The sequence below is a fragment of the Sandaracinobacter sp. T42 genome (assembly GCF_059115405.1).
Genome location: NZ_CM181101.1, coordinates 2,047,650 through 2,068,453, shown reverse-complemented (window position 1 = coordinate 2,068,453; position 20,804 = coordinate 2,047,650). Strand labels below are relative to the sequence as shown.

Sequence of the window (20,804 nt, the reverse complement as noted above, 5' to 3'; positions counted from 1 at the left end):
ATGGTCCGGGCGGATTCAGCAGGGGAGGGGCCGGCGCTAGAAGCGCCGGCCGAGGCTGAGGCCGATGGTGCGCGGCGGCGAACTGTAGACGGTGGTGAGACCGCCCGTGTTGGACGATGAGCCGATGCTGTTGATGGCGAGCACATCGAACACGTTGTTCACGAACAGGGCCGCATTCCATTCATTTTCAGAGCCTTGCAGGCCGATCCTGAAATTGACCATCTGATATGCCGGGTTTTCCCGACGATAGATGTCGGTTGCGGACAGCGTCGAGTAGCTGTTGCCGACATGGGCGAAATCCAACCTGCCCAGCAGGTCGATCGTGTCGCTGACGGGCTTCAGATATTCCAGCGTTGCGCCCGCGGTCCAGCGCGGAACGGCCACGAGCCGGTCTCCCTTGCGCCCGGAGGCGACGACGATGGTGCTGACCTGATCTTCCGACAGTGTGGCATCCGTGTACCCCAGGTTGCCGTTGAACGAGAGTTCGGGCGTGATCCGGACGGACAGTTCGGCTTCGGCACCCCAGATCCGGGAGGAGCCGACATTGGAGATCAGGCCGAAAACCGATCCCGTGCCGGCCGTCCGCGCCGACACCTGCATGTCGTTCCAGTCGATCCGGTAGCCTGCGACATTGAAGTACACGCCTGGCGCCAGCGTGGTCTTTGCGCCCAGTTCATAGTTCCACAGGCTGTCGGAGCTGTATCCGGCCAGTGCGGCGGGCAGGCCGATCACCTGGTTCACGCCACCCGGCCGGAAGCCCTGGGCGGCCTGAGCATAGATCATCAGCCCGTCCTTCGCCTCCCACGAGGCGTTGAACTTGTAGATGAAGCCGTCTTCCTTGTTCGTTACCTCGGTATAGGGCGTCACTTTGGAGCTGTAGTGAATCTGACCCACGTCGATCCGGCCGCCGACCGTCTTCTTGAAGTTGTAGTAGCGGGTGCCGGCCGTCAGCGTCAGCTGGTCGAACAGTTTATAGCTGATTTCGGCATAGAGCGCCTTCTGGCGCAGATAGTCGTTGATCGTCCGGTCATAACGGATGTTGTAGGGATCGTTCGGATCCAGAAGCCATCCCGTCTGCGGATCCGCCATCAGCAGGGTGGAGCGGACGACCGTGTCGCGCTTTTCGTGGAAGGCGCCGACAGTCCACTGGAACGGGCCATCCGATGTGGAGTTGAAGCGAAGTTCGCTGACCCAGTTCTTCACCGTCTGCGGCTGCCAGAGGCTGGACGTCTGGATTTCGCGCGTGGATTGCAGATAGCCGGACAGTTCCGTCGGCGTGCAGGGCCGTGCATTCAGCAGCAGATAGCGCTGGCAACCGGCCACTGTATCCCGGCCGTTGAAGGTGTCGGACACATCGCCAACGGCGATCCGGTCACGATCGAACCAGGCGGTCATCGCGGTCATGGAAACCGGGCCGAAATCATATTTCAGCGTGCCGGAATAGATGCGGTTGGTATCGTAGTTTCCTGATTCCGCCCGGCCATTGGTGACGTAGCGTTGGCCCACTTCCTGGATCCAGCGCGGACTGTCCGTCGCCACCTTCTCGTAGAAAGCGGCGAGGTCGATCGTCAGATCCTCGACAGGTTCCCAGCGAAGCAGGGCGCGGCCGCCATAGCTGTGGCCATCGTTGATGTTGCGATAGCCGTAGTAATTATTGTCAACAAAGCCAGCGAACTGATTGAAGCTGCCGACAAGTCTGATTGCAAGCTTGTCCGTCACGATCGGCAGATTCACCATGGAATCGATCGACATGCCGGGATTGCCGCCCTTCACGCTGGAGATGCTGCTGGAGATTGCGGCATCGATGCCGGTGGCATCCGGCTTCTTGAAGATGATGCGCATCGTTCCGCCCATCGATCCGGAGCCGAACAGCGTGCCCTGAGGACCCCGCAGAACTTCAGCGCGCTCGACATCGAAAAGGCGAAAATCAGGGGTAGTGCCGGCGGAATCCGATGATGTCGAAACAGACCCGGAAACGGGCACTTCGTCATAATAGACGCCGACGGTCGGTTCGCCGGACGACTGGATGCCGCGGATCAGAACGCGGCGATTGCCGGGGCCGGAATCCACGATGCGCAGGGAAGGGGCCGTGCGCGTTAGATCGGTGAAGCTGGTGGTGCCGCTGCGTTCCAGCGCAACGCCCGTGGCGACCGAGATCGCGATCGGCGTATCCTGCAGATTCGTATCGCGACGCAGGGCGGTGACGATGATTTCATCTTCAGAGCCCGAGGAACTGCTCGATTGCGCGAAGGCCGCCGGCGCGAACATTCCGGCCGCAAGGGCCGTTCCACCCAGGAACCCGACCCAGCGAAGGTGGCACAGTTTGCGTTTACATCCCCCTGACATCGTAGAATCTCCTGACCCTCTGGTTGAGTTTTGCAGGATGTTCTGTTCTTTCCTGCATCCGACGCTGTTTCTGCGGATGCGACAGTCTATTCATGAAACGTACAGATTGTGTTTCGGAAGTTTCCGCAGAATGCAGAATGTCCTTCGGATTATCGGCCCTTTGCAGAAAAAGGTTCCGTCTCGGCCTTTGGAAATACAACTCTTCTGGTTGGAAAAGCGTGTCGAGCCGCATGATTTTTTGCGAAAGGCGGCCTGTTTGCGAATCGTGGCAAGAGTGACAAATCGACACGCCAGGTCTGCCTGCCGGCCTCAATGGCTGCGGTAAAATTCTCAAGCTTAACATAATATAGATTATCGGACTTATGTAGGGGGCGCTTCCGGGCCCTTCTCTTTGCCAGTCCCGCTGGTCGCGATGTTCGGCTAGCCTTCGTGACATGGGAGATACATCGCACAGCCGCGCGTGCCTGGATCGTTGGCACGACTACATCCTGAAATCGCACGACAAGCAGGCCCTTTGGGACATGCTGCACCCCGATGTCGTCTTTGAAAGCCCGGTGGTTCACACGCCCCAGCGCGGACGGGATATCACCTTCAAATATCTGGCCAGTGCCGACAAGGTGCTGGGCGGTGAAGGCTTTCGCTATGTAGGCGAATGGCTGAACGAGAGCGGTGCAATCCTGGAGTTCACCAACACGCTGGATGGCATCGAGGTGAACGGCATCGACATGATCCGTTTCGATCAGGATGGAAAGATCATCCATTTCAAGGTCATGGTTCGCCCGCTCAAGGCGGTTAACCATGTGCACCAGCTTATGAAGGCCCAGCTGGAGGCAATGATGGCGGCAAAGGCGGGATAACCCTGACCACGCGGCAGGCTGTTCGGCGCCCTGCCCGCCATCCTTGGCGTATGGAGATTTTCGTTGGCTTTGCCATGGCTTTTGGCATGAAAGTCATCCGTTCAATCTCAGCCAGCAGGAAGCCATGACCGCGACCGACAGGGACCAGGCCCTTTCCGCAATCGGCAGACTGGCCGACATCATGGACCGGCTACGTGGCCCCGGCGGTTGCGAATGGGATCGGGCCCAGACATTTGCGACCATTGCGCCCTACACGCTTGAAGAAGCCCATGAAGTGGCCGATGCGATTGCGCGGGGCGATATGGCCGATCTGTGCGAGGAACTGGGCGACCTGTTGCTGCAGGTGGTTTTCCATGCCCGTATGGCGGCCGAGGAAGGGCATTTCACCCTGGCCGACGTCGGCAATGCCATCTGCGCCAAGATGGAGCGACGCCATCCGCATATCTTCGGGCCGAATGCCCGCCCTGCCCGCGCCGATGAGGTGCGTGCCACATGGGAAGAGATCAAGGCGGCCGAGAGGCCCAGGGAGTCGATCCTGGACGGCATTGCCCTTGCCCTGCCCGCGCTGACCCGGGCCGAAAAGCTTGCGAGCCGGGCTGCCCGAAAGGGGTTCGACTGGCCCGATGCCGCCGGGCCGCTTGCGAAGATCCACGAGGAGCTTGCCGAGATCGCAGCCGCCGACACTTGCGACCAGCAGATGGAAGAAGCCGGCGACCTGCTGTTCGCGGCGGCCAACTATGCGCGCAAGCTGGGTATCGATCCGGAAGAGGCCCTTCGGAGGGCAAACAGAAAATTCGAGCAAAGATTCAGAAAAATCGAACAAGTTTCTGGATTTAAAGAAATGTCTCTGGAAGAAAAGGAGGGGCTCTGGCAATCCGCCAAGCAGACGGACTAGCCCCGCTGCTGTTCATCAGAGCGCACGAAATCGGCGTTCGTCATCCGGCGTCAGGCGAACCTGCACCCGGATTTCCCCTCCGCTATCGGTCTGGCTGATCACCTCGCCGTTGGCATGGAGCCAGGCGAGGCGCTTCCCGTCTGACGGATGAAGGCGGATCTCCTGTAGCTCGCCAGGCCCCTGAAGCCGATCGGCCAGCAGCGCCTTCAATTCCGGAATGCCCTCGCCCGTAAGGGCGGATACAAGTATCACATCCGGATCACGGGAAGCCCGTTCGATGGCGGCCGCATGCGTTTCCGGATCGAGCCTGTCGGCCTTGTTCAGCGCCTCGATCAGGGGAACCCGCCCTTCCCCTTCGAGCACGCCAAGCGATCCCAGGATTTCCCGAACATCGGCCGCCTGCGCATCCGTATCGGGGTGAGAGAGGTCGCGCACATGCACCAGCAAGTCGGCTTCGATGACTTCTTCCAGCGTCGCCCGGAAGGCCGCGACCAGCTCCGTCGGCAGATCCGAGATGAAACCGACGGTGTCCGAGAGGATCACCTTCATTCCGCCGGGGGTAGCGCCAGGCAGATGGATGGCGCGCATTGTGGGATCCAGCGTGGCGAACAACAGATCCTTCGCCATCACATCGGCGCCTGTCAGCCGGTTGAAAAGCGTGGATTTTCCGGCGTTGGTGTAACCAACCAGCGCGATCACCGGGTTCGGGGCGCGTTGCCGCCGTGCCCGGTGCAGGGTGCGCGTGCGGCGAACGGCCTCCAGCTCCTTCTTGAGCCTGGCAATGCGATCGCGCAGCAGGCGCCTGTCGGTTTCGATCTGGGTTTCGCCGGGGCCGCCAAGGAAGCCGAAGCCCCCGCGTTGCCGTTCCAGGTGGGTCCAGCTTCGCACGAGACGCCCGGCCTGATATTCCAGGTGCGCCAGTTCCACCTGCAGCCGGCCTTCGGCCGTCGCGGCGCGTTCCCCGAAAATCTCGAGGATCAGACCGGTCCGGTCGATCACCTTGGCCTTCAGGGCCTTTTCCAGATTCTTCTGCTGGATGGGCGTGATGGCGGCATCCATGATCACCACCTCCGCCTGATGCGCCTGCACTGCGGCGGCCAGCCGTTCAAGCTGTCCCTTGCCCAGCAGGGTCGCGGGCGACATGGCGCGCAGGCGCACAAGCTCCCGGTCACGCACATCCAGGCGGATGGCAGCCGCAAGTCCTTCGATTTCCAGAAGCTTTGCTTCCGGCGACCGAGCCTCGGCGCCGGGCTTTCCGGGCAGCACGGGGTGCACCACGATCGCCGGGGCACCAAAGCTGGTCCCCAGCGACTGGTCGAAACCGCGCCGATCGACCGCCGGCGCGTCAATCTGTTCCATCAATCCTCGTCGTCCGCCTTCTCAGGATCGAACAACTGCACAGGCGCCGCGGGCATCACAGTGGAAATCGCATGCTTGTAGACAAGCTGCGAATGGCCATCGCGACGGAGCAGAACCGAGAAGTTGTCGAACCAGGTGATGACTCCTTGAAGCTTCACGCCGTTCACCAGGAACATCGTAACCGGAATCTTCTGCTTGCGAACCGCATTCAGGAAAACGTCCTGCAGGTTGTTCGCCTTGTCGTTCGCCTTTGCCTTCTCGGCCATTTGAGACTGCCTTCTTGAAATATTGGCGGGCAGTGGCGCCCGCACCCGCTCCGTTGCCCGGGGTCGGCCGACAGGCACAGGCCTGCCTGCCACACCATGTATGACGAGAGGTGCCGCCACACAAGACGGAGTTGCAGGCGAAGATCGAGTTAACCGCGCAGGGTTAGCTGCCTTCCGGATCATCGCGATCCGTTTCCGCGATGCCCAGCGCCTTCAGCTTCCTGTGAAGGGCTGAGCGCTCCATTCCGATGAACGCGGCCGTACGGCTGATATTCCCCGAAAAGCGGCGAATCTGAACCTTCAGATACTCCCGCTCGAAGGCCTCCCGCGCCTCCCTCAGCGGTGTACCCATGATGGATCGCGCCGCCTGGTCCGGCAGCAGCCGTGCGGGCTCCGCCGTCAGTTCGGGGGGCAGATGTTCCAGATCGATGCGATCGGTGCTGTTGGTCGGCGCCAGGATCAGGGTGCGTTCCACGATGTTCCGCAGTTGGCGCACATTGCCGGGCCAACTGAAGGCCTGCAACGCCGCAATCGCGTCCGGAGTGATCGCCGGCGTCTTCACGCGCCGCTCCGCCGCCAGTCGGGCAAGGAAATATTCGGCGAGATGCGGGATATCCTCCCGCCGTTCGGCCAGCGGCGGCAACCGCACCGGCACCACGTTCAGCCGATAATAGAGATCCTCGCGGAAGCGACCAGCAGCGATTTCACCCGAAAGGTCCCGCGCGGTCGCGGAAACCACCCGCACGTCCACCTTGATCGCGCGTGTGCCGCCTACCCGCTGGAAGCTCTGGTCCGTCAGCACCCGCAGGATCTTGGCCTGCGTCGTCAGCGGCATGTCGGACACTTCGTCGATGAACAGGGTGCCGCCGTCCGCCACTTCCAGCAGACCGGGGCGCACAAGTTCACCGCCCTGCTCTTCCCCGAACAGTTCCTCCTCGACCCGTTCCGGTTCCATACGGGCAGCCGCGACCACCACGAAGGGTCGGTCCGCCCGGCTTGACCAGCTGTGCAGCAGGCGGGCGGCGACTTCCTTGCCGGAACCGGCAGGCCCCTGGATCAGCACCCGGCTTCCCGTTGCCCCCACGCGCTTGATCGTGGCACGCACAGCGTTGATCTGCTGGCTGGAGCCCGTCAGCTCGTTCTCGATCCCCGCAAGCGAGCGAAGCTCGTCCACTTCGCGCCGCAGTCGTTCCGTCTCGGTCGCGCGGGCAACGGCCATCAGCAGCTGATCCGCCTGGAAGGGCTTCTCGATGAAATCCCAGGCGCCGCGCTTGATCGCGGCGACGGCGGTATCCAGGTTGCCGTGGCCGGAGATGATGAGGACCGGCAGACCCGGATCCTTTGCCTTCACCGCATCCAGCAGTTCGAGCCCGTCCATGCGGGAGCCCTGAAGCCAGATGTCCAGGATCAGCAACGCGGGCCGCCGTTCCGCCAGCGCGGCAAGCGCTGCGTCGCTGTCGGCTGCGGTCCGGGGGCGATAACCTTCGTCCTCCAGCACGCCTGCCATCAGGCTTCTGATATCGGCTTCGTCATCGACGACGAGAATGTCCAGCGGCATCTAGCTTCTTACCTGTTCAGGATCTGACGTTGCGGGTTCTGGGTGGGGGAGCAGGCCGCGGTTGGCAGCCAGGTCGAATTCCATGCGGGCAATGGCGCCGGCGGGATCCCGGTTCACCAGATCGAGCCGGCCGTGGTGATCCTCGATGATCCGTTTCACGATGGCGAGGCCGAGCCCGGTTCCGCGCGGACGGGTCGTGACATAGGGTTCGAACAGACGGGCCCGCAATTCGCCGGGAACGCCGCATCCGTCGTCCGCCACTTCCACGAGCAGCGTGTCGCCCCGGCGCACGATCGACATATCGATCGATCCCGTTACGCCATCCCCTTTTGATGCAATGGCTTCGGATGCGTTTTTGAGAAGATTCGTGAATGCCTGCCCCAATTGACGCCGATCGCATACGAACAGCGGGAGCTGATCATCCGCATGAAAGGCAAAGCGCACGTTGGGCGACGCCACCTCTGACAGGAACATCGCCTGGCGCGCGATTTCCGAGATGTTTTCCAGCCGGAACGTCGGCGTCGGCATTCGGGCGAAAGCGGAAAACTCGTCAACCATCCGCCGCAGATCGCCCACTTGTCGCACGATCGTGTCGGTCAGTTCATTGAATGTCTCACGCCCGTCCCCCACGGAAGGGCCGAAGCGTCGCTTCAAGCGCTCGGCGGAAAGCACGATCGGGGTCAGCGGGTTCTTGATCTCATGCGCGATCCGCCGCGCGACATCCGACCAGGCTGCCCGGCGCTGATCCGACAGCTGCTGAGAGATGTCATCGAAGGTCAGGATATAGTTGCTGCGGCCCTGCCCGGCGTCGGCCGTCAACCGGACGGCCAGGGTCTGTGTTTCGGCGCCGGCCCTGCCATGCGGGCGCAGGCGATTGATCTCGGAAGCGGCGATGCCTTCTGCCCGTGCCGTTTCCAGCAGCTCCGCGAATTCCGGAACTGCTTCGGCAAGCAACCGCCCGGCAAGCCCTTGCGGCCCGCAATCGAGCAGCGCTTCGGCCCGGGCATTCGAGAGGCGGATCACCCCCATCGAATCAATGGAGAGAACCCCCGCCGAAACACCCGACAGAACGGCTTCGATGAAGCGGCTGCGCTGTTCGGACTGGCTATTGGCTGAAATCAGCGCCTGCTGCTGCGCTTTCAGCTGGGCAGTCATCCGGTTGAAACTGCGGGCCAGCTCGCCGATCTCGTCGCCGGTGCCCTGCGGATTGACGCGGGCATCCAGATCCCCCTCGCCCACCCGTTCGGCTGCTTCGGCCAGTTCACCAATGGGCGAGACGATCCGGGAGGCCAGCAGGATGGCGAACCATACCGCGGCCGCGACGATCAGCAGGGACACCACGAGCAGGATCAGGTTGAAGCGCCATTGCAGCACACGCGAACGGTCCGTGAGCGCCTTGTAGTCCGTCAGCGCCGTCTGGGTTCGGGCCACCTGTTCCAGCACGCGAGGTTCGACCTTGCGGCTGGTGTAGACATAGATGGGCTGCGGCGTCGTCAGGCGGACGACAGCTTCGACCCTGTCCCGCGCCGAGGCGACGACGAGGGCATCCCCCGGGCGGATTCCATCAAAATTAATGGATGAAGTTCTGACAGCAAGTGGCGGTGAATCAAGGCTTTCTTCAGCCAGAATAATCGGCCCCTTCGCGTCAGGGCGAAACACGGCCGCCTCCGACAGGTTGCGCGCCGCCACCTGGAACGCCAGCCCTTCCCGGAAGGCTTCCGTCCCAAGGCCGAAATCCGTCGAGTAGTTGGACAGGTCGCCACCCATCGCGACGATGTCGGCGAGGATGCGGCTCTTATTCTCGTCCACATAGGCCTGGGCGACGCGGTCGGCATTGTCCAGAACCGTCTTCGCCTGATCGGAAAACCAGAACTGCACGCCGAACTGGAACAGAAGCGAGGCGAAGACAACGACGAGGATCGTCGGCGCCGCGGCGAGCGCCGCGAACAGCGCCACCAGGCGGACATGCAGCTGGGCTCCCGCCCGCCCCGCCCTTCTGTTGGCGATCAGGATCGCGACCCGCCGACCGATCAGCAGCAACAGCGCGAGAAGCGGCAGAAGGTTCGCGACGAGCAGGAGCGTGACAAGCTGGGGCGAGAAGCCTGCGGCCGGCGCCCGTTGCCCTGTCAGCACGGCATAGGAAGCAAGGCCGACGGCCACGGCGACGGCCGCGAACACGATTTCCAGCGCGGGAAACTGATCGGGATTGGCGGCCCAGCGGCCGAATCTGCGGCGCGCGAGCCGGAATCTCAGTGCGGCGCGCTGCCTCAGGGATCCGCCGGCTGGGGGCATGGCAGACTGTTAGCAGAGCATCGTTGCCGAATAAACACAGTTTTCGTCACACTGCGACGAATGGGCGACTCCTGTCGGTCTGCGCGAAGTTGCTTCAGGCGCTCCGCCGGACTGCCTGCGGTTCAACGCCGCGATCGGACAGCATCTTGCGAAGCGTATTCCGGTTCACGCCCAGCAACTTGGCGGCCTTCAGCTGGTTCCCACGGGTCAGTGTCAGCGCGGTTTCCAGCAGCGGACGCTCGAACTCTGCCAGCAGACGGTCGTACAGCCCGTCTTCCGGTGGCTGCGCGGATTGGGTCACATTGCGTTCCAGCCACTGCGCCACCAGCGATTCCAGCGAGGCATTGCCAATCGCGGGCGCGCCGGATGCGACGGGCCGACCGGATGGCAGATCTGCGCGCGCGATCCAAAGCTCTGCCACGGCTGCAGACACCAGTTCGTCACGCGCCAGCGCGGCCAGCCGACGCATGGCGTTCTCAAGCTCGCGCACATTCCCCGGCCAGACCTGTTCCATCAGCCAGGCGACGGCGCTGGCATCCAGCGTCTTGCGCGGCAGACCTTCGGAGGCCGCCTTGTCCAGGAAATGGCGCGCCAGTTCCGGGATGTCCTCGCGTCTGGCGCGCAGCGGCGGCAGGCGGATCGGCACCACGTTCAGCCGGTAATAGAGATCCTCGCGGAACATGCCCGCATCGATCAGCTGGCGCAGATCCTTGTGGGTGGCGGCCACGATCCGCACATCGGCCTTCATCGCCCGGGTGCCGCCCACCATCATATATTCGCCGGATTGCAGCACGCGCAGCAGCCGGGTCTGGGCGTCCATCGGCATGTCGCCGATCTCGTCCAGGAACAGCGTTCCGCCCTGCGCCTGTTCGAAGCGGCCAGTCGAGCGCGCGGCAGCGCCTGTGAAGGCCCCGCGTTCATGGCCGAACAACTCCGTCTCGATCAGCTCGCGCGGGATTGCGGCCATGTTGATCGCCACGAAGGGGCCGGTGCGGCGCGGCCCCAGATCGTGCAGGGCCCTGGCCACCAGTTCCTTGCCGGTTCCGCTTTCGCCCAGCACCATGACAGTCAGGTCGGTCGGGATTACCCGGGCGAGCGTCCGGTAGACCTCCTGCATGGCGGCCGAGCGGCCGATCATCGGTAGCTGCTCGCCTTCCTCAGCGCCGTTCTGGGATGGCGCAGGCGCACCTTTCTTTTCCAATGCACTCTGAACGGTTCTCGTCAGCTCATTCAGATCAAATGGTTTTGGGAGATAATCGAAAGCGCCCTGCTCGGTCGCGCGAACGGCCGTGGAGAGGGTGTTCTGCGCGCTCATCACGATCACGGGCAGATCCGGGCGACGCGCGGCGACCAGCGGAATCATGTCCAGCCCATTGGCATCGGGCAGAAGCACGTCCGTGACCAGCACGTCGCCAACGCCTTCCTCGATCAGTTTCCAGAGCCCCGCCGCGCTGTCCGTGGTGCGGACGATATGGCCGGAACGCTGCAGGGCTTGCCGCACCACGGTGCGGATGCCGGCGTCGTCGTCGACGACGATGATGGTGGCTGGTTCGCTCATCTCGGCTCCGCCGCCAGGGGAAGAAGGATGCGGAAGATCGTCCGCCCCTGCTGCCGGTCGCATTCCACGATGCCGCCATGGTCGCCCACGACCTTTGCGACCAGCGCGAGCCCCAGCCCGGTGCCGCCAGGCCTGGCGCTGACGAAGGGTTCGAACAGATGGTCGGCGATCATCGGTGGCGGCCCCTCGCCCTCGTCGATCACGCAAACCTCCAGTGGCAGCGACACACGCGCGCCGGTCGCATGCGCCCGCACCCGGAATCCCTGCCGGAAGGCCGTGGTCAGCGTGACGGTTCCGCCCGCAGGCGAAGCCTCCACCGCATTCTTAACCAGGTTCAGGAAAGCCTGGATCAGCGCATCCCGGTTGCCGAGCACAGGCGGCAGGGACGGATCATAACGTTCGCGGAACTGAACATCCTTGCCGAACCCTGCTTCCGCCAGCATGCGGACATGCCCAAGCACGGCATGGATGTTTTCCTTTGCAAGGGTCGGCGGGCGCGTATCGGTGAAGCCTTCCATCCGGTCGATCAGCGCCCGCACCCGATCCACTTCGGAAATGATCAGCCCGGTCAGTTCCTGCCCGTCGCGGTCCAGCGCTTCCCCCAGAAGTTGCGCGGCGCCCCGGATGCCGGACAGCGGATTCTTGATCTCGTGCGCCAGCATTGCCGCCACGCCTTCCGCGGAACGGGCTGCGCTCTGTTGCCCCTTCTGCCTGTCCACGAGTGACGTCACGGCACGCGGCTGGAAGCTCATCGCCAGCCAGCCATCCGTATCCGGCAGGCGGCCCACCAGCACGTCCGCGCGCGCGCGCCGGCCGCCGGTGAACTCGATCACCAGATCATAGGCTGCGATGTCGGTCCGGCTGCTCCGGGCCTCGTCCACCAAGGCGCGAACCGGGCTGTCATCCGGAAACAGCTGGGCCCACCCCTTCTCCATCATCAGCGTCTGCGACATGTTCAGGAAGGTTTCCGCCGCCGAATTGGCCAGCGCGACCCGATCGTCCGGGCCCAGCAGCAGCATGGGCGACGGCAGGGCATTCCAGATGTCTGTCGGGGGCGGCAGCAGCGCGGCGCGCGGACGGGCGGGCCCAGCAGCGCCGTCTGTCACGCGGCGAGGCCGACCGGCTGCGCGGCGCGGTCCAGCTGGGCCGCATAAAAGTCCCGCAGCATCGACAGAACCTGGCCCGCATCCGCAATCATGTTGACCTTGTTGCGGAATTCGGCGGAGGAAGGCAGTCCCTTCGTGTACCAGCCCAGATGTTTCCGCGCGATGCCAACGCCATGTTCGCGGCCATAGAGTTCCAGCATCGCTTCATAATGTTCCAGAACAAGGTCGCGCTGCTCGGCCAGCGTCGGCGCATCGGGAACGGGCGCGCCATCCAGCGCGGCCATGACCTGCGACAGAAGCCATGGCTTGCCATAGGCGCCCCGCCCCACCATCACTCCATCAGCACCGGACTGGCGCAGCGCCTCCAGCGCGTCGGCAGGCGAGTTGATGTCGCCGTTCACGATCACCGGCAGGGATACCGCCTGCTTCACCTTCGCCACAAAGGCCCAGTCGGCCGTGCCGGAATAGAGCTGGTTGCGGGTGCGGCCATGAACCGTGATCAGCTTCACGCCCAGATCCTCGGCGATGCGCGCCAGTTCGGGCGCATTCAGGCTTTCGTGGCACCACCCCATCCGCATCTTCAGCGTGACGGGCACCGATACCGCTTTGACAGTTGATTCAATCAGTTGTGCAGCAAGCGGAAGATCCCGCATCAGGTGTGATCCGGCATGACCGTTCACGATCTTCTTCACCGGGCAACCCATGTTGATATCGATGATGGCCGCCCCGCGCTGCTCGTTCAGCTTCGCAGCTTCGGCCATGACCCGCGGCTCGCACCCGGCAAGCTGCATCGAGACAGGCTCTTCGCTGGGATCCCAGGCGGCCTTCTGCAGGGATTGCCGCGTTTCGCGCACCATCGCTTCGGAAGCGATCATCTCCGTCACGGTCAGGCCGGCGCCATGGCGTTTCACCAGCGTGCGGAAGGGCCGGTCCGTCACGCCTGTCATGGGCGCAAGGACAACCGGGCTGTCGATCCGGACGGGGCCGATCTGGAGGGGGGCGAGCTTTGTCATGGTCTGCCTAAAAATGAGGCACGCACATAGGCGACCCACCCCTTTTCGGCAAGAGCGGGAGCGCCTATGGCGGCGCGATGAACAGCCCCGACCCTTCCGCGCCGGTTGCCGCCCTGATCGTGGCGGCCGGACGCAGCGTGCGTGCCGGCGGCGACCTGCCGAAACAGTATCGCGCCCTTGGCGGAAAGCCGATCCTGCGCTGGTCGGCCGAAGCCTTTGCCCGACATCCGGGAATCGGGCCGGTCCTTGTGGTGGTGGCCGAAGGTGAGGAAGCCCGCGCCGCCGAAATCCTGCAGGGCCTGCCGGTAATCGTCGGCCAAGGGGGTGCAACACGGCAGGATTCGGTGCGCCTGGGCCTGGAACAGCTGGCGGCCCATGCCCCCGGGCGGGTTCTGATCCACGATGCCGCGCGCCCCCTTCTTTCGGCCGACCTGATCGACAGGGTGCTTCAGGGCCTCACCGATGCCCCGGGAAGCTGCCCCGCCCTGCCCGTGGTGGACAGCCTGCGTCGGGGCACCGAGAACATCGAAGGCGAAGTGCCACGTGATGGCCTGTGGCGGGTGCAGACTCCGCAGGGATTCGATTTCGGGCTGATCCGGGCCGCTCATGCCGCTGCCCGGGCCGGCGCCACCGATGATGCAGAGGTGCTGCGCGCGGCAGGCCATGCCGTGCGGCTTGTGCCAGGGGATGAAAAGGCGATGAAAGTGACCCTGCCCCAGGATTTCGAAACCGCCGAACGAATGCTCGACTGGGTGACGCTGAGCGGATCCGGATATGATGTGCATCGTTTCGGCCCGGGCGATCATCTGTGGTTGTGCGGGATCGCCGTGCCCCATTCACAGGGCCTGATCGGGCACAGCGATGCCGATGTAGGGCTTCACGCGCTGACCGATGCGATCCTGGGCGCGTTGGGCGATGGCGATATCGGCACCCATTTCCCGCCATCCGATCCGCAGTGGAAGGGGGCCAGTTCCGACCGGTTCCTGGCGCATGCCGCATCACTGGTGGCCGCTGCGGGCGGACGCATCCTGCATTGCGACGTGACGATCATCTGCGAAGCGCCGAAGGTTGGCCCGCACCGGTCCGCGATGACGGCACGCATCGCGGAAATCCTTGAATCCCACGCCCCGCGCATCAGCGTGAAGGCGACGACAACGGAAGGCCTGGGCTTTACCGGGCGCCGCGAAGGAATTGCCGCACAGGCCTTGGCGACCATTCGCCTGCCCGGCTGGAGCATAAAATGAGTATTGATTCTGAACTTGTTGAACTTGCAAGAAAAGTCATTGAAGAAAATCGCGCCGCCGGTCGCAGGGTGGCGACCGCCGAAAGTTGCACGGGCGGCCTTGTCGCCGCTGCGCTGACGGAAATTGCGGGCGCATCCGATGTCGTGGACCGCGCCTTCGTTACCTATTCCAACGAGGCGAAGACGGAAATGCTCGGCGTTTCTGACGATATCCTGAGCACCCTGGGGGCCGTATCCGAGGCGACGGCCTGGGCCATGGCGCAGGGCGCGCTGGCAAAAAGCCATGCGGACGTGGCAGTGGCCGTTTCAGGCATTGCGGGCCCGGGCGGCGGATCGGAGAAGAAGCCGGTCGGCACCGTTGTCTTTGCCCGCGCCATCCGCGACCAGACGCAGGGGCCTGTCGTGGCGGATACCCACCATTTCGGGGACCTGGGCCGGGCCGAGATCCGCCGTCAGGCGGCGCTTGTCGCGCTGAGGCTTCTGCTGCCGTAGAGCTTTGCGGCGCGGGCTTCGAAGCTGGCCACCATCCGTTTGAAGGCTTCGTGAAAGAAAGTCCCCGCAAGTCGTTCGAAAATATTTGATCTGAATTCGAAATCGACGCTGAATTCCAGCCGTGTCGCGCCGCCCGGCGCGGCGTGGAAACGCCAGTCGTTATGAAGGTGCTTCAGCGGGCCGGAAACATAATCGACGTCGATGTGTCCGGGCCTGTCCAGCCGGACCCGGCTGGTGAAGGTTTCCCGCAGGCTCCGGAAGCCGACGGACATGTCCCATACCGTGAGATCGTCCGATTGCTGGCGCGGCCGCACGGCGACCACCCAGGGCAGGAATTCGGGGTACCGCTTCACGTCGGCCACGAGATCGAACATTTCCTGCGGGCTCCAGGGAAGGACGCGCGTTTCGCTATGCCGTGGCAAGCGCGCCGTCCTTCGCGGCATGCTTCGCCCGCCGCGCGGCCTGAAGTTTTGCGAAATCATCACCCGCATGATAGCTCGAGCGGGTCAGCGGGCTCGCGGCGACCAGCAGAAAGCCCTTTGCGCGCCCAATCGCGGCATAGCTGGCAAAGGTTTTCGGCTCCACGAATTCCACCACCTTCGCGTGGCGCGGCGTGGGCTGCAGATATTGGCCGATCGTCAGGAAGTCGATGTCGGCGGTCCGCATGTCGTCCATCACCTGATGCAGTTCCATCCGTTCTTCGCCCAGGCCCACCATCAGGCCGGATTTGGTGAAGATCGTCGGGTCCAGGCGCTTCACCTGCTCCAGCAAGCGCAGCGAGTGATAGTAGCGGGCGCCGGGCCGGATCGTCGGATACAGCCTGGGGACCGTTTCCAGATTGTGGTTGTAGACGTCGGGCCGGGCATCCACGATGCGGGCAACCGCTTCGGCCGCCTTGTTGCGGAAATCCGGGGTCAGGATCTCGATCGTGGTCCCCGGCGAGCGCTTGCGGAGCTCCTCGATCACCCGAACGAACTGCGTCGCCCCGCCGTCGGGCAGGTCGTCCCGGTCGACCGAGGTGATCACGATATGCTTCAGCCCCATTTCGCCGCAGGCTTCGGCCACATGCACGGGTTCAAGCGGGTCCAGCTTGTTCGGCATGCCCGTCTTCACGTTGCAGAAGGCGCAGGCCCGGGTGCAGGTGTCGCCCAGGATCATCACGGTCGCGTGCTTCTGCTGCCAGCATTCGCCCAGGTTTGGGCAGGCCGCTTCCTCGCACACGGTGTTCAGGTTCAGCCGCCGCATCAGCTGGCGCGTTTCCGTGATTGCAGCGGAGGTGGGCGCCCGCACGCGCAGCCAGTCCGGCTTGCGGGCGCGGGGTGTCGCTATGGGCTGATCGCTCATGCAGCGCACATAGGCGGTCAGGGCATCCGGGGCAACGCGCAGCGCTGCATGGCTGCCTAAAGCGGCTGGTTCCTCAGCCGCAGCGCATTGCCCACCACACTGACGGAGGAGAGCGACATGGCGGCGGCAGCCACCACCGGCGACAGCAGGATACCGAACTGCGGATAGAGCAGCCCCGCCGCCACGGGCACGCCGGCGGCATTGTAGAGGAAGGCGAACAGCAGATTCTGACGGATGTTGGACATGGTCGCCCGCGAAAGCCGGCGCGCCCGCACGATGCCGCCCAGATCGCCTCTTGGCAGGGTCACGCCCGCGCTTTCGATGGCGACATCCGTGCCTGTGCCCATGGCGATGCCGACGTCCGCCACCGCCAGCGCCGGGGCGTCGTTCACCCCGTCCCCGGCCATCGCCACCACCCTGCCCTGCACCCTCAGCCGTGCGACAACAGCGCTTTTTCCGTCCGGAAGCACGTCGGCCTCGACGGCATCGATCCCCAGTGTCGCCGCGACGGCTTCCGCAGTTGTGCGATTGTCCCCTGTCAGCATGACAATGCGGATTCCCTCTGCTCGCAACGCGTTCAGCGCCTCGGGCGTGCCGGCCTTCACCGGATCCGCGATGGCGAGCACGGCGGCCGCCCGTGCGTCGACGGCCATCAGGATTGCCGTCGCGCCCTGCCTGCGCCGCATTTCGGCCGCTTCGGACAGCGCGGATGTGTCGATGCCTGCCTCCTGGAGGAAGCGGTCATTGCCCAGCCGGATCACATGGCCTTCCACCACCCCGCTCACCCCAAGGCCAACGGGGGAATCGAACCCGGCAACGGGCGGCGGCACCAGCCCCCGCGCCTTCGCAGCCTCCACCACCGCCAGCCCGAGGGGATGTTCCGACGCCGCCTCGACTGCAGCGGCAAGGCGCAGCACCTCCTCCGTGTCGAAGCCGGGCTCGGTCGTCATGGAAACCAGCGCCGGACGCCCCTCTGTCAACGTGCCGGTCTTGTCGATCAGAAGGGTGTCGATCTTTTCCATCCGCTCAAGTGCCTCGGCATTGCGCACCAGCACGCCCAACTGCGCGCCGCGACCCACGCCGACCATGATCGACATGGGGGTCGCCAGCCCCAGCGCGCAGGGGCAGGCGATGATCAGCACCGCAACAGCAGCCACCAGCCCATGGGCAAGGCGCGGTTCCGGCCCCCAGATTCCCCAGGCCGCGAAGGCTGCCAGCGCGATCAGGATCACGGCCGGCACGAACCAGCCCGCAACCTGATCGGCGAGCCGCTGGATCGGCGCGCGGGATCGCTGTGCATCCGCAACCATCCGGACGATGCGGGCAAGCAGGGTGTCCGCCCCCACGCCCTCGGCCCGGATCACCAGGGCCCCCGTCTGGTTCAGCGTGCCGGCGATCACCCTGTCCCCGACCGTGCGACTGACGGGCATGGATTCACCCGTCAGAAGCGATTCATCCACGGAGGAGCGCCCCGCTTCAACCAGGCCGTCCACCGGCACCTTCTCGCCAGGCCGCACCCGCAGCCTGTCGCCCGCAAGCAGGTCCCCGAGCGCAACGTCCGACTCGCTGCCGTCCGCTGCAATGCGCCGCGCGGTCTTCGGCGCGAGATCCAGGAGCGCCCGGATCGCGCCCGATGTCTGCTCCCGCGCGCGAAGTTCCAGCACCTGACCCAGCAGAACCAGCACGGTAATCACGGCCGCCGCTTCGAAATAGAGGGCAACAGCACCATCCGCGGACCGAAAGGTTCCGGGGAAGAAACCCGGCGCGAACAGCGCGACCATGCTGTAGGCCCAGGCCACGCCCGTTCCCATGGCGATCAGCGTGAACATGTTGAGATTGCGCGTTTTCAGCGACACCCACCCGCGCTGAAAGAAGGGCCAGCCGGCCCAGAGAACCACTGGCGTCGCAAGCAGGAACTGTATCCAGCCCGACAGGCGCGGCGGCACCGCATGATGCAGGGCCGGGATCAGATGCCCGCCCATTTCCAGCAGGAACACCGGCAGCGCCAGCGCCAGCGCAATCCGGAACCGGCGGGTCATGTCGGCCAGTTCCGGGTTCGGCCCGCTATCGGCTGAGATCCGCAACGGCTCCAGCGCCATGCCGCAGATGGGGCAACTGCCCGGCTGCTCCCGCCGGATTTCGGGGTGCATCAGGCAGGTCCAGACCGTCCCTTCGTGCGCATGCGGTGCGGGTGGCGCCGCGCCCGCATATCTGCCGGGATTCGAAATGAACCTTTCCCTGCAACCCGCGCTGCAGAAATGATAATCTTTATCGTCGTGAATGGCGTGATGCGGCGATTCAGTCGGGCTTACCATCATCCCGCAAACGGGATCCTTCACCTGGCCCCGTTCGGGAAGCGGCGCGTGGGGGCGATGGGCGCAGCCCATGCCCTGATGACGGCCCATATCGTTGAGCGATCCCGCCAAAGCGCCCCTCCTGCCGACCCGGTAAGGATAGGCACGAGGCGCGGGGCAGGCAATCGGCCCGATCTCTAGCTCATAGCCCGTGGAACGTCGCGAACGCCTCCAGCGGTGCCCGCCTGGACTGGAACTGGTTGGCCTTGTCGGCCTCGTCCGCGAAGCCGATGGACATGCCGCAGAACAGCATGCGGTCTTCCGGCAGGTTCAGGAACTGGCCGATCGTCTGCGGATAGATGGCGAAACATTCCTGCGCGCAGCTGTCCAACCCCTCTTCACGCAGCAGCAGCATCAGCGTCTGAAGATACATGCCCATGTCAGACCATTGCGGCGGCCCCATGGTGCGCGCGATAGAACAGAACAGCGCCACGGGCGCGCCGAAGAACTGGAAGTTGCGGGCGAACCACATCATCCGCGCCATCCTGTCCTCGCGCGGGATGCCCAGCGCGCCATAGAGGTCCTCGCCCACCTGGAAGCGATAGTCCTTGTAGGGGCTGTTCAGCACCTCCGGGTAGATGTGATACTCCGTCGGTTCGCCCTTCGGGGCTTCGGGCACACGCTTCGCCATGATGGTCTTCAGCTCGTCCAGCCTTGCGCCCCCGACCACATCGATATGCCAGGGCTGAAGATTGCCACCCGATGGCGCACGCGCCGCCTTTTCCACCACCCGGCGGATCACGGCCGGATCGACCGGGGTGGGCAGGAAGCCGCGCACGGAACGGCGGCTGGCGACGGCGTCAGAGACGGACTTGGCGGCTGTCATCCTGAAATTCCCCATGGTTGTTCGCGCCGCCCGGATTGCCTAAGGGTGTGCCATGCTGTCCAGCCTCCCCAATCTGCTGACTCTCAGCCGGATTCTCGCGGTTCCGCTGTTCGTGATCCTGATGTGGAACGCCGGATGGGCGGGCTACACGGCCGCCTTCGTCCTCTACTGCGTGGCCGGCATCACCGACTATATCGATGGGTATCTGGCGCGGGCGCAGGGCACCGTTTCGAAGCTGGGCGTGTTCCTCGATCCCGTGGCGGACAAGATCATGGTCGTCGCCGTGATCGTGATGCTGATCCATAACGACCATATCGCGGGCTGGCATGTGATCCCGGCCCTTGTCATCATCCTGCGCGAGATCACCGTTTCGGGCCTGCGCGAATTCCTGGCCACGGCGCGCGTCAGCCTGCCGGTCAGCCAGCTTGCGAAGTGGAAAACGACGTTCCAGATGGTCTCTCTGGGTGCGCTCATCCTGGCCCCGGCCAGCGCCCACTGGTGGCCCGCCCTTCCCTCGCAGCCCGTCGGGCTTGTCACGCTGTGGCTGGCCGGCTTCCTCACGATGATCACCGGCTGGGATTATCTGCGCGTCGGCCTGAAGCACATGACCGACGAGGCATGACCGTCCACCTCCTCTATTTCGCCTGGGTGCGGGAACGGATCGGGGTGCAATCGGAAGACATCGGGCTTTCAGCGCCGCTGCCCATCGCCGAACTGGTGGAGCGGCTGAAGGATCGAAGCCCCGGCCACGGCCTTGCCCTTGCGGATCCGTCACGTTTGCGCTTTGCCCTGAACCAGGCCCATGTCGGCCGGGATGCCATCGTGAACCCCGGCGACGAAGTGGCGATCTTTCCCCCGGTGACAGGCGGATGAGCCTGTTCGAAGCCCGTGTACAGGCGCAGGCCTTCGATCTTGCCACCGAACAGGCCCGCCTGTCGGCACTGGGGCCGGAAGTGGGCGCGATCGTCAGCTTCACCGGCCAGGTGCGCGGCGAAGTGCTTGAACTGGAACATTATCCCGGCATGGCCGAGCGCGAGCTTCAGGCACTGCTGGACGGTGCGCGCGGGCGCTGGCCGCTGCTGGGTGCCATCATCGTCCATCGTCATGGCCGGCTTGAGGTGGGCGCGCCCATCGTGCTGGTGCTGACGGCCAGCAGCCACCGACGGGACGCATTCGAAGCAGCGGACTATCTGATGGACTGGCTCAAGACGCGCGCGCCCTTCTGGAAGAAGGAAGCAGGCGGATGGGTCGGCGCGCGCGACAGCGACGAGGAGGCCGCCGCGCGCTGGGGCTGA

The 20,804-nt window shown here is 64.4% G+C and carries 18 protein-coding genes and 1 pseudogene; 7 read left to right on the top strand and 12 right to left on the bottom strand.

The window, feature by feature from the left end; all coding sequences use genetic code 11:
- Nucleotides 1-36 precede the first annotated feature (36 nt).
- Entirely contained in the window at nt 37-2,268 is a 2,232-nt protein-coding gene (locus ACW9TV_RS10035) for a TonB-dependent receptor (protein WP_494303339.1), read from the bottom strand.
- Between the two features lie 512 nt (nt 2,269-2,780).
- On the opposite strand from ACW9TV_RS10035, the gene ACW9TV_RS10030 reads away from it, so the two are divergent.
- Together ACW9TV_RS10030 and mazG are read left to right on the top strand one after the other, a co-directional pair.
- Nucleotides 2,781-3,203, top strand: coding sequence for a nuclear transport factor 2 family protein (locus ACW9TV_RS10030; protein ID WP_494303338.1), 423 nt, complete (start codon nt 2,781-2,783; stop codon nt 3,201-3,203).
- Nucleotides 3,204-3,327: 124 nt separating this feature from the next.
- Complete coding sequence (gene mazG / locus ACW9TV_RS10025) at nt 3,328-4,098, top strand: nucleoside triphosphate pyrophosphohydrolase (RefSeq protein ID WP_494303337.1); 771 nt, start codon at nt 3,328-3,330, stop codon at nt 4,096-4,098.
- A gap of 15 nt (nt 4,099-4,113) precedes the next feature.
- On the opposite strand, the gene hflX is transcribed toward mazG, so the two are convergent.
- From hflX to dusB, 7 genes and pseudogenes are all read right to left on the bottom strand, one after another.
- Nucleotides 4,114-5,457 carry a GTPase HflX gene (gene hflX, locus ACW9TV_RS10020; RefSeq protein ID WP_494303336.1) on the bottom strand — a complete coding sequence of 448 codons (1,344 nt, stop codon included), beginning with the start codon at nt 5,455-5,457 and terminating at the stop codon, nt 4,114-4,116.
- An 8-nt stretch (nt 5,458-5,465) separates the two neighbouring features.
- A pseudogene (gene hfq / locus ACW9TV_RS10015) lies at nt 5,466-5,723 on the bottom strand (RNA chaperone Hfq); the annotation flags it as partial.
- Nucleotides 5,724-5,886: 163 nt separating this feature from the next.
- Nucleotides 5,887-7,281, bottom strand: a complete 1,395-nt coding sequence (gene ntrX / locus ACW9TV_RS10010) for a nitrogen assimilation response regulator NtrX (protein ID WP_494303335.1) — start codon at nt 7,279-7,281, stop codon at nt 5,887-5,889.
- Nucleotides 7,282-9,573, bottom strand: a complete 2,292-nt coding sequence (locus tag ACW9TV_RS10005; RefSeq protein ID WP_494303334.1) for a sensor histidine kinase NtrY-like — start codon at nt 9,571-9,573, stop codon at nt 7,282-7,284.
- A gap of 94 nt (nt 9,574-9,667) precedes the next feature.
- Nucleotides 9,668-11,131: a nitrogen regulation protein NR(I) gene (gene ntrC, locus ACW9TV_RS10000; RefSeq protein WP_494303333.1), complete on the bottom strand. Its 1,464-nt coding sequence runs from the start codon at nt 11,129-11,131 to the stop codon at nt 9,668-9,670.
- Nucleotides 11,128-12,237: a two-component system sensor histidine kinase NtrB gene (locus tag ACW9TV_RS09995; RefSeq protein WP_494303332.1), complete on the bottom strand. Its 1,110-nt coding sequence runs from the start codon at nt 12,235-12,237 to the stop codon at nt 11,128-11,130. Before ACW9TV_RS09995 ends, ntrC begins: the two co-directional genes overlap by 4 nt.
- The gene (gene dusB / locus ACW9TV_RS09990) at nt 12,234-13,250 is read right to left on the bottom strand and encodes a tRNA dihydrouridine synthase DusB (protein WP_494303331.1); all 1,017 of its coding nucleotides are present in this window, start codon (nt 13,248-13,250) and stop codon (nt 12,234-12,236) included. Before dusB ends, ACW9TV_RS09995 begins: the two co-directional genes overlap by 4 nt.
- A 77-nt stretch (nt 13,251-13,327) precedes the next feature.
- On the opposite strand from dusB, the gene ACW9TV_RS09985 reads away from it, so the two are divergent.
- Nucleotides 13,328-14,494 carry a bifunctional 2-C-methyl-D-erythritol 4-phosphate cytidylyltransferase/2-C-methyl-D-erythritol 2,4-cyclodiphosphate synthase gene (locus tag ACW9TV_RS09985; protein WP_494303330.1) on the top strand — a complete coding sequence of 389 codons (1,167 nt, stop codon included), beginning with the start codon at nt 13,328-13,330 and terminating at the stop codon, nt 14,492-14,494.
- Nucleotides 14,491-14,985: a CinA family protein gene (locus tag ACW9TV_RS09980; RefSeq protein WP_494303329.1), complete on the top strand. Its 495-nt coding sequence runs from the start codon at nt 14,491-14,493 to the stop codon at nt 14,983-14,985. Before ACW9TV_RS09985 ends, ACW9TV_RS09980 begins: the two co-directional genes overlap by 4 nt.
- On the opposite strand, the gene ACW9TV_RS09975 is transcribed toward ACW9TV_RS09980, so the two are convergent.
- The 4 genes from ACW9TV_RS09975 to ACW9TV_RS09960 form a co-directional block, all read right to left on the bottom strand.
- Nucleotides 14,946-15,407, bottom strand: coding sequence for a type II toxin-antitoxin system RatA family toxin (locus ACW9TV_RS09975; protein WP_494303328.1), 462 nt, complete (start codon nt 15,405-15,407; stop codon nt 14,946-14,948). The two genes, ACW9TV_RS09980 and ACW9TV_RS09975, sit on opposite strands and share 40 nt — an antisense overlap.
- Nucleotides 15,394-16,329 (bottom strand): lipoyl synthase, encoded by a 936-nt coding sequence (lipA, locus tag ACW9TV_RS09970; protein ID WP_494303327.1) that lies wholly within the window; start codon nt 16,327-16,329, stop codon nt 15,394-15,396. The genes ACW9TV_RS09975 and lipA overlap by 14 nt, the downstream gene beginning before the upstream one ends.
- Nucleotides 16,330-16,385: 56 nt before the next feature.
- Nucleotides 16,386-18,716 (bottom strand): heavy metal translocating P-type ATPase, encoded by a 2,331-nt coding sequence (locus tag ACW9TV_RS09965; protein WP_494305078.1) that lies wholly within the window; start codon nt 18,714-18,716, stop codon nt 16,386-16,388.
- Nucleotides 18,717-18,825: 109 nt separating this feature from the next.
- Nucleotides 18,826-19,509 carry a nitroreductase gene (locus tag ACW9TV_RS09960; protein WP_494303326.1) on the bottom strand — a complete coding sequence of 228 codons (684 nt, stop codon included), beginning with the start codon at nt 19,507-19,509 and terminating at the stop codon, nt 18,826-18,828.
- Between the two features lie 55 nt (nt 19,510-19,564).
- Here ACW9TV_RS09960 and pgsA point away from each other — a divergent pair, with 55 nt between their 5' ends.
- From pgsA to ACW9TV_RS09945, 3 genes are read left to right on the top strand one after another with little or no spacing between them, the layout of a single operon-like run.
- Nucleotides 19,565-20,131 (top strand): CDP-diacylglycerol--glycerol-3-phosphate 3-phosphatidyltransferase, encoded by a 567-nt coding sequence (gene pgsA / locus ACW9TV_RS09955; RefSeq protein ID WP_494305077.1) that lies wholly within the window; start codon nt 19,565-19,567, stop codon nt 20,129-20,131.
- Nucleotides 20,128-20,382 carry a molybdopterin converting factor subunit 1 gene (gene moaD / locus ACW9TV_RS09950; RefSeq protein ID WP_494303325.1) on the top strand — a complete coding sequence of 85 codons (255 nt, stop codon included), beginning with the start codon at nt 20,128-20,130 and terminating at the stop codon, nt 20,380-20,382. The genes pgsA and moaD overlap by 4 nt, the downstream gene beginning before the upstream one ends.
- Complete coding sequence (locus ACW9TV_RS09945; protein ID WP_494303324.1) at nt 20,379-20,804, top strand: molybdenum cofactor biosynthesis protein MoaE; 426 nt, start codon at nt 20,379-20,381, stop codon at nt 20,802-20,804. The genes moaD and ACW9TV_RS09945 overlap by 4 nt, the downstream gene beginning before the upstream one ends.

Coding starts and splice junctions, on each gene's coding strand:
- ACW9TV_RS10035 (WP_494303339.1), bottom strand. CDS start 2,268: ATGTTCGCGCCGGCGGCCTTCGCGCAATCGAGCAGTTCCTCGGGCTCT.
- ACW9TV_RS10030 (WP_494303338.1), top strand. CDS start 2,781: ATGGGAGATACATCGCACAGCCGCGCGTGCCTGGATCGTTGGCACGAC.
- mazG (WP_494303337.1), top strand. CDS start 3,328: ATGACCGCGACCGACAGGGACCAGGCCCTTTCCGCAATCGGCAGACTG.
- hflX (WP_494303336.1), bottom strand. CDS start 5,457: ATGGAACAGATTGACGCGCCGGCGGTCGATCGGCGCGGTTTCGACCAG.
- ntrX (WP_494303335.1), bottom strand. CDS start 7,281: ATGCCGCTGGACATTCTCGTCGTCGATGACGAAGCCGATATCAGAAGC.
- ACW9TV_RS10005 (WP_494303334.1), bottom strand. CDS start 9,573: ATGCCCCCAGCCGGCGGATCCCTGAGGCAGCGCGCCGCACTGAGATTC.
- ntrC (WP_494303333.1), bottom strand. CDS start 11,131: ATGAGCGAACCAGCCACCATCATCGTCGTCGACGACGACGCCGGCATC.
- dusB (WP_494303331.1), bottom strand. CDS start 13,250: ATGACAAAGCTCGCCCCCCTCCAGATCGGCCCCGTCCGGATCGACAGC.
- ACW9TV_RS09985 (WP_494303330.1), top strand. CDS start 13,328: ATGAACAGCCCCGACCCTTCCGCGCCGGTTGCCGCCCTGATCGTGGCG.
- ACW9TV_RS09980 (WP_494303329.1), top strand. CDS start 14,491: ATGAGTATTGATTCTGAACTTGTTGAACTTGCAAGAAAAGTCATTGAA.
- lipA (WP_494303327.1), bottom strand. CDS start 16,329: ATGAGCGATCAGCCCATAGCGACACCCCGCGCCCGCAAGCCGGACTGG.
- ACW9TV_RS09965 (WP_494305078.1), bottom strand. CDS start 18,716: ATGGGCTGCGCCCATCGCCCCCACGCGCCGCTTCCCGAACGGGGCCAG.
- ACW9TV_RS09960 (WP_494303326.1), bottom strand. CDS start 19,509: ATGACAGCCGCCAAGTCCGTCTCTGACGCCGTCGCCAGCCGCCGTTCC.
- moaD (WP_494303325.1), top strand. CDS start 20,128: ATGACCGTCCACCTCCTCTATTTCGCCTGGGTGCGGGAACGGATCGGG.
- ACW9TV_RS09945 (WP_494303324.1), top strand. CDS start 20,379: ATGAGCCTGTTCGAAGCCCGTGTACAGGCGCAGGCCTTCGATCTTGCC.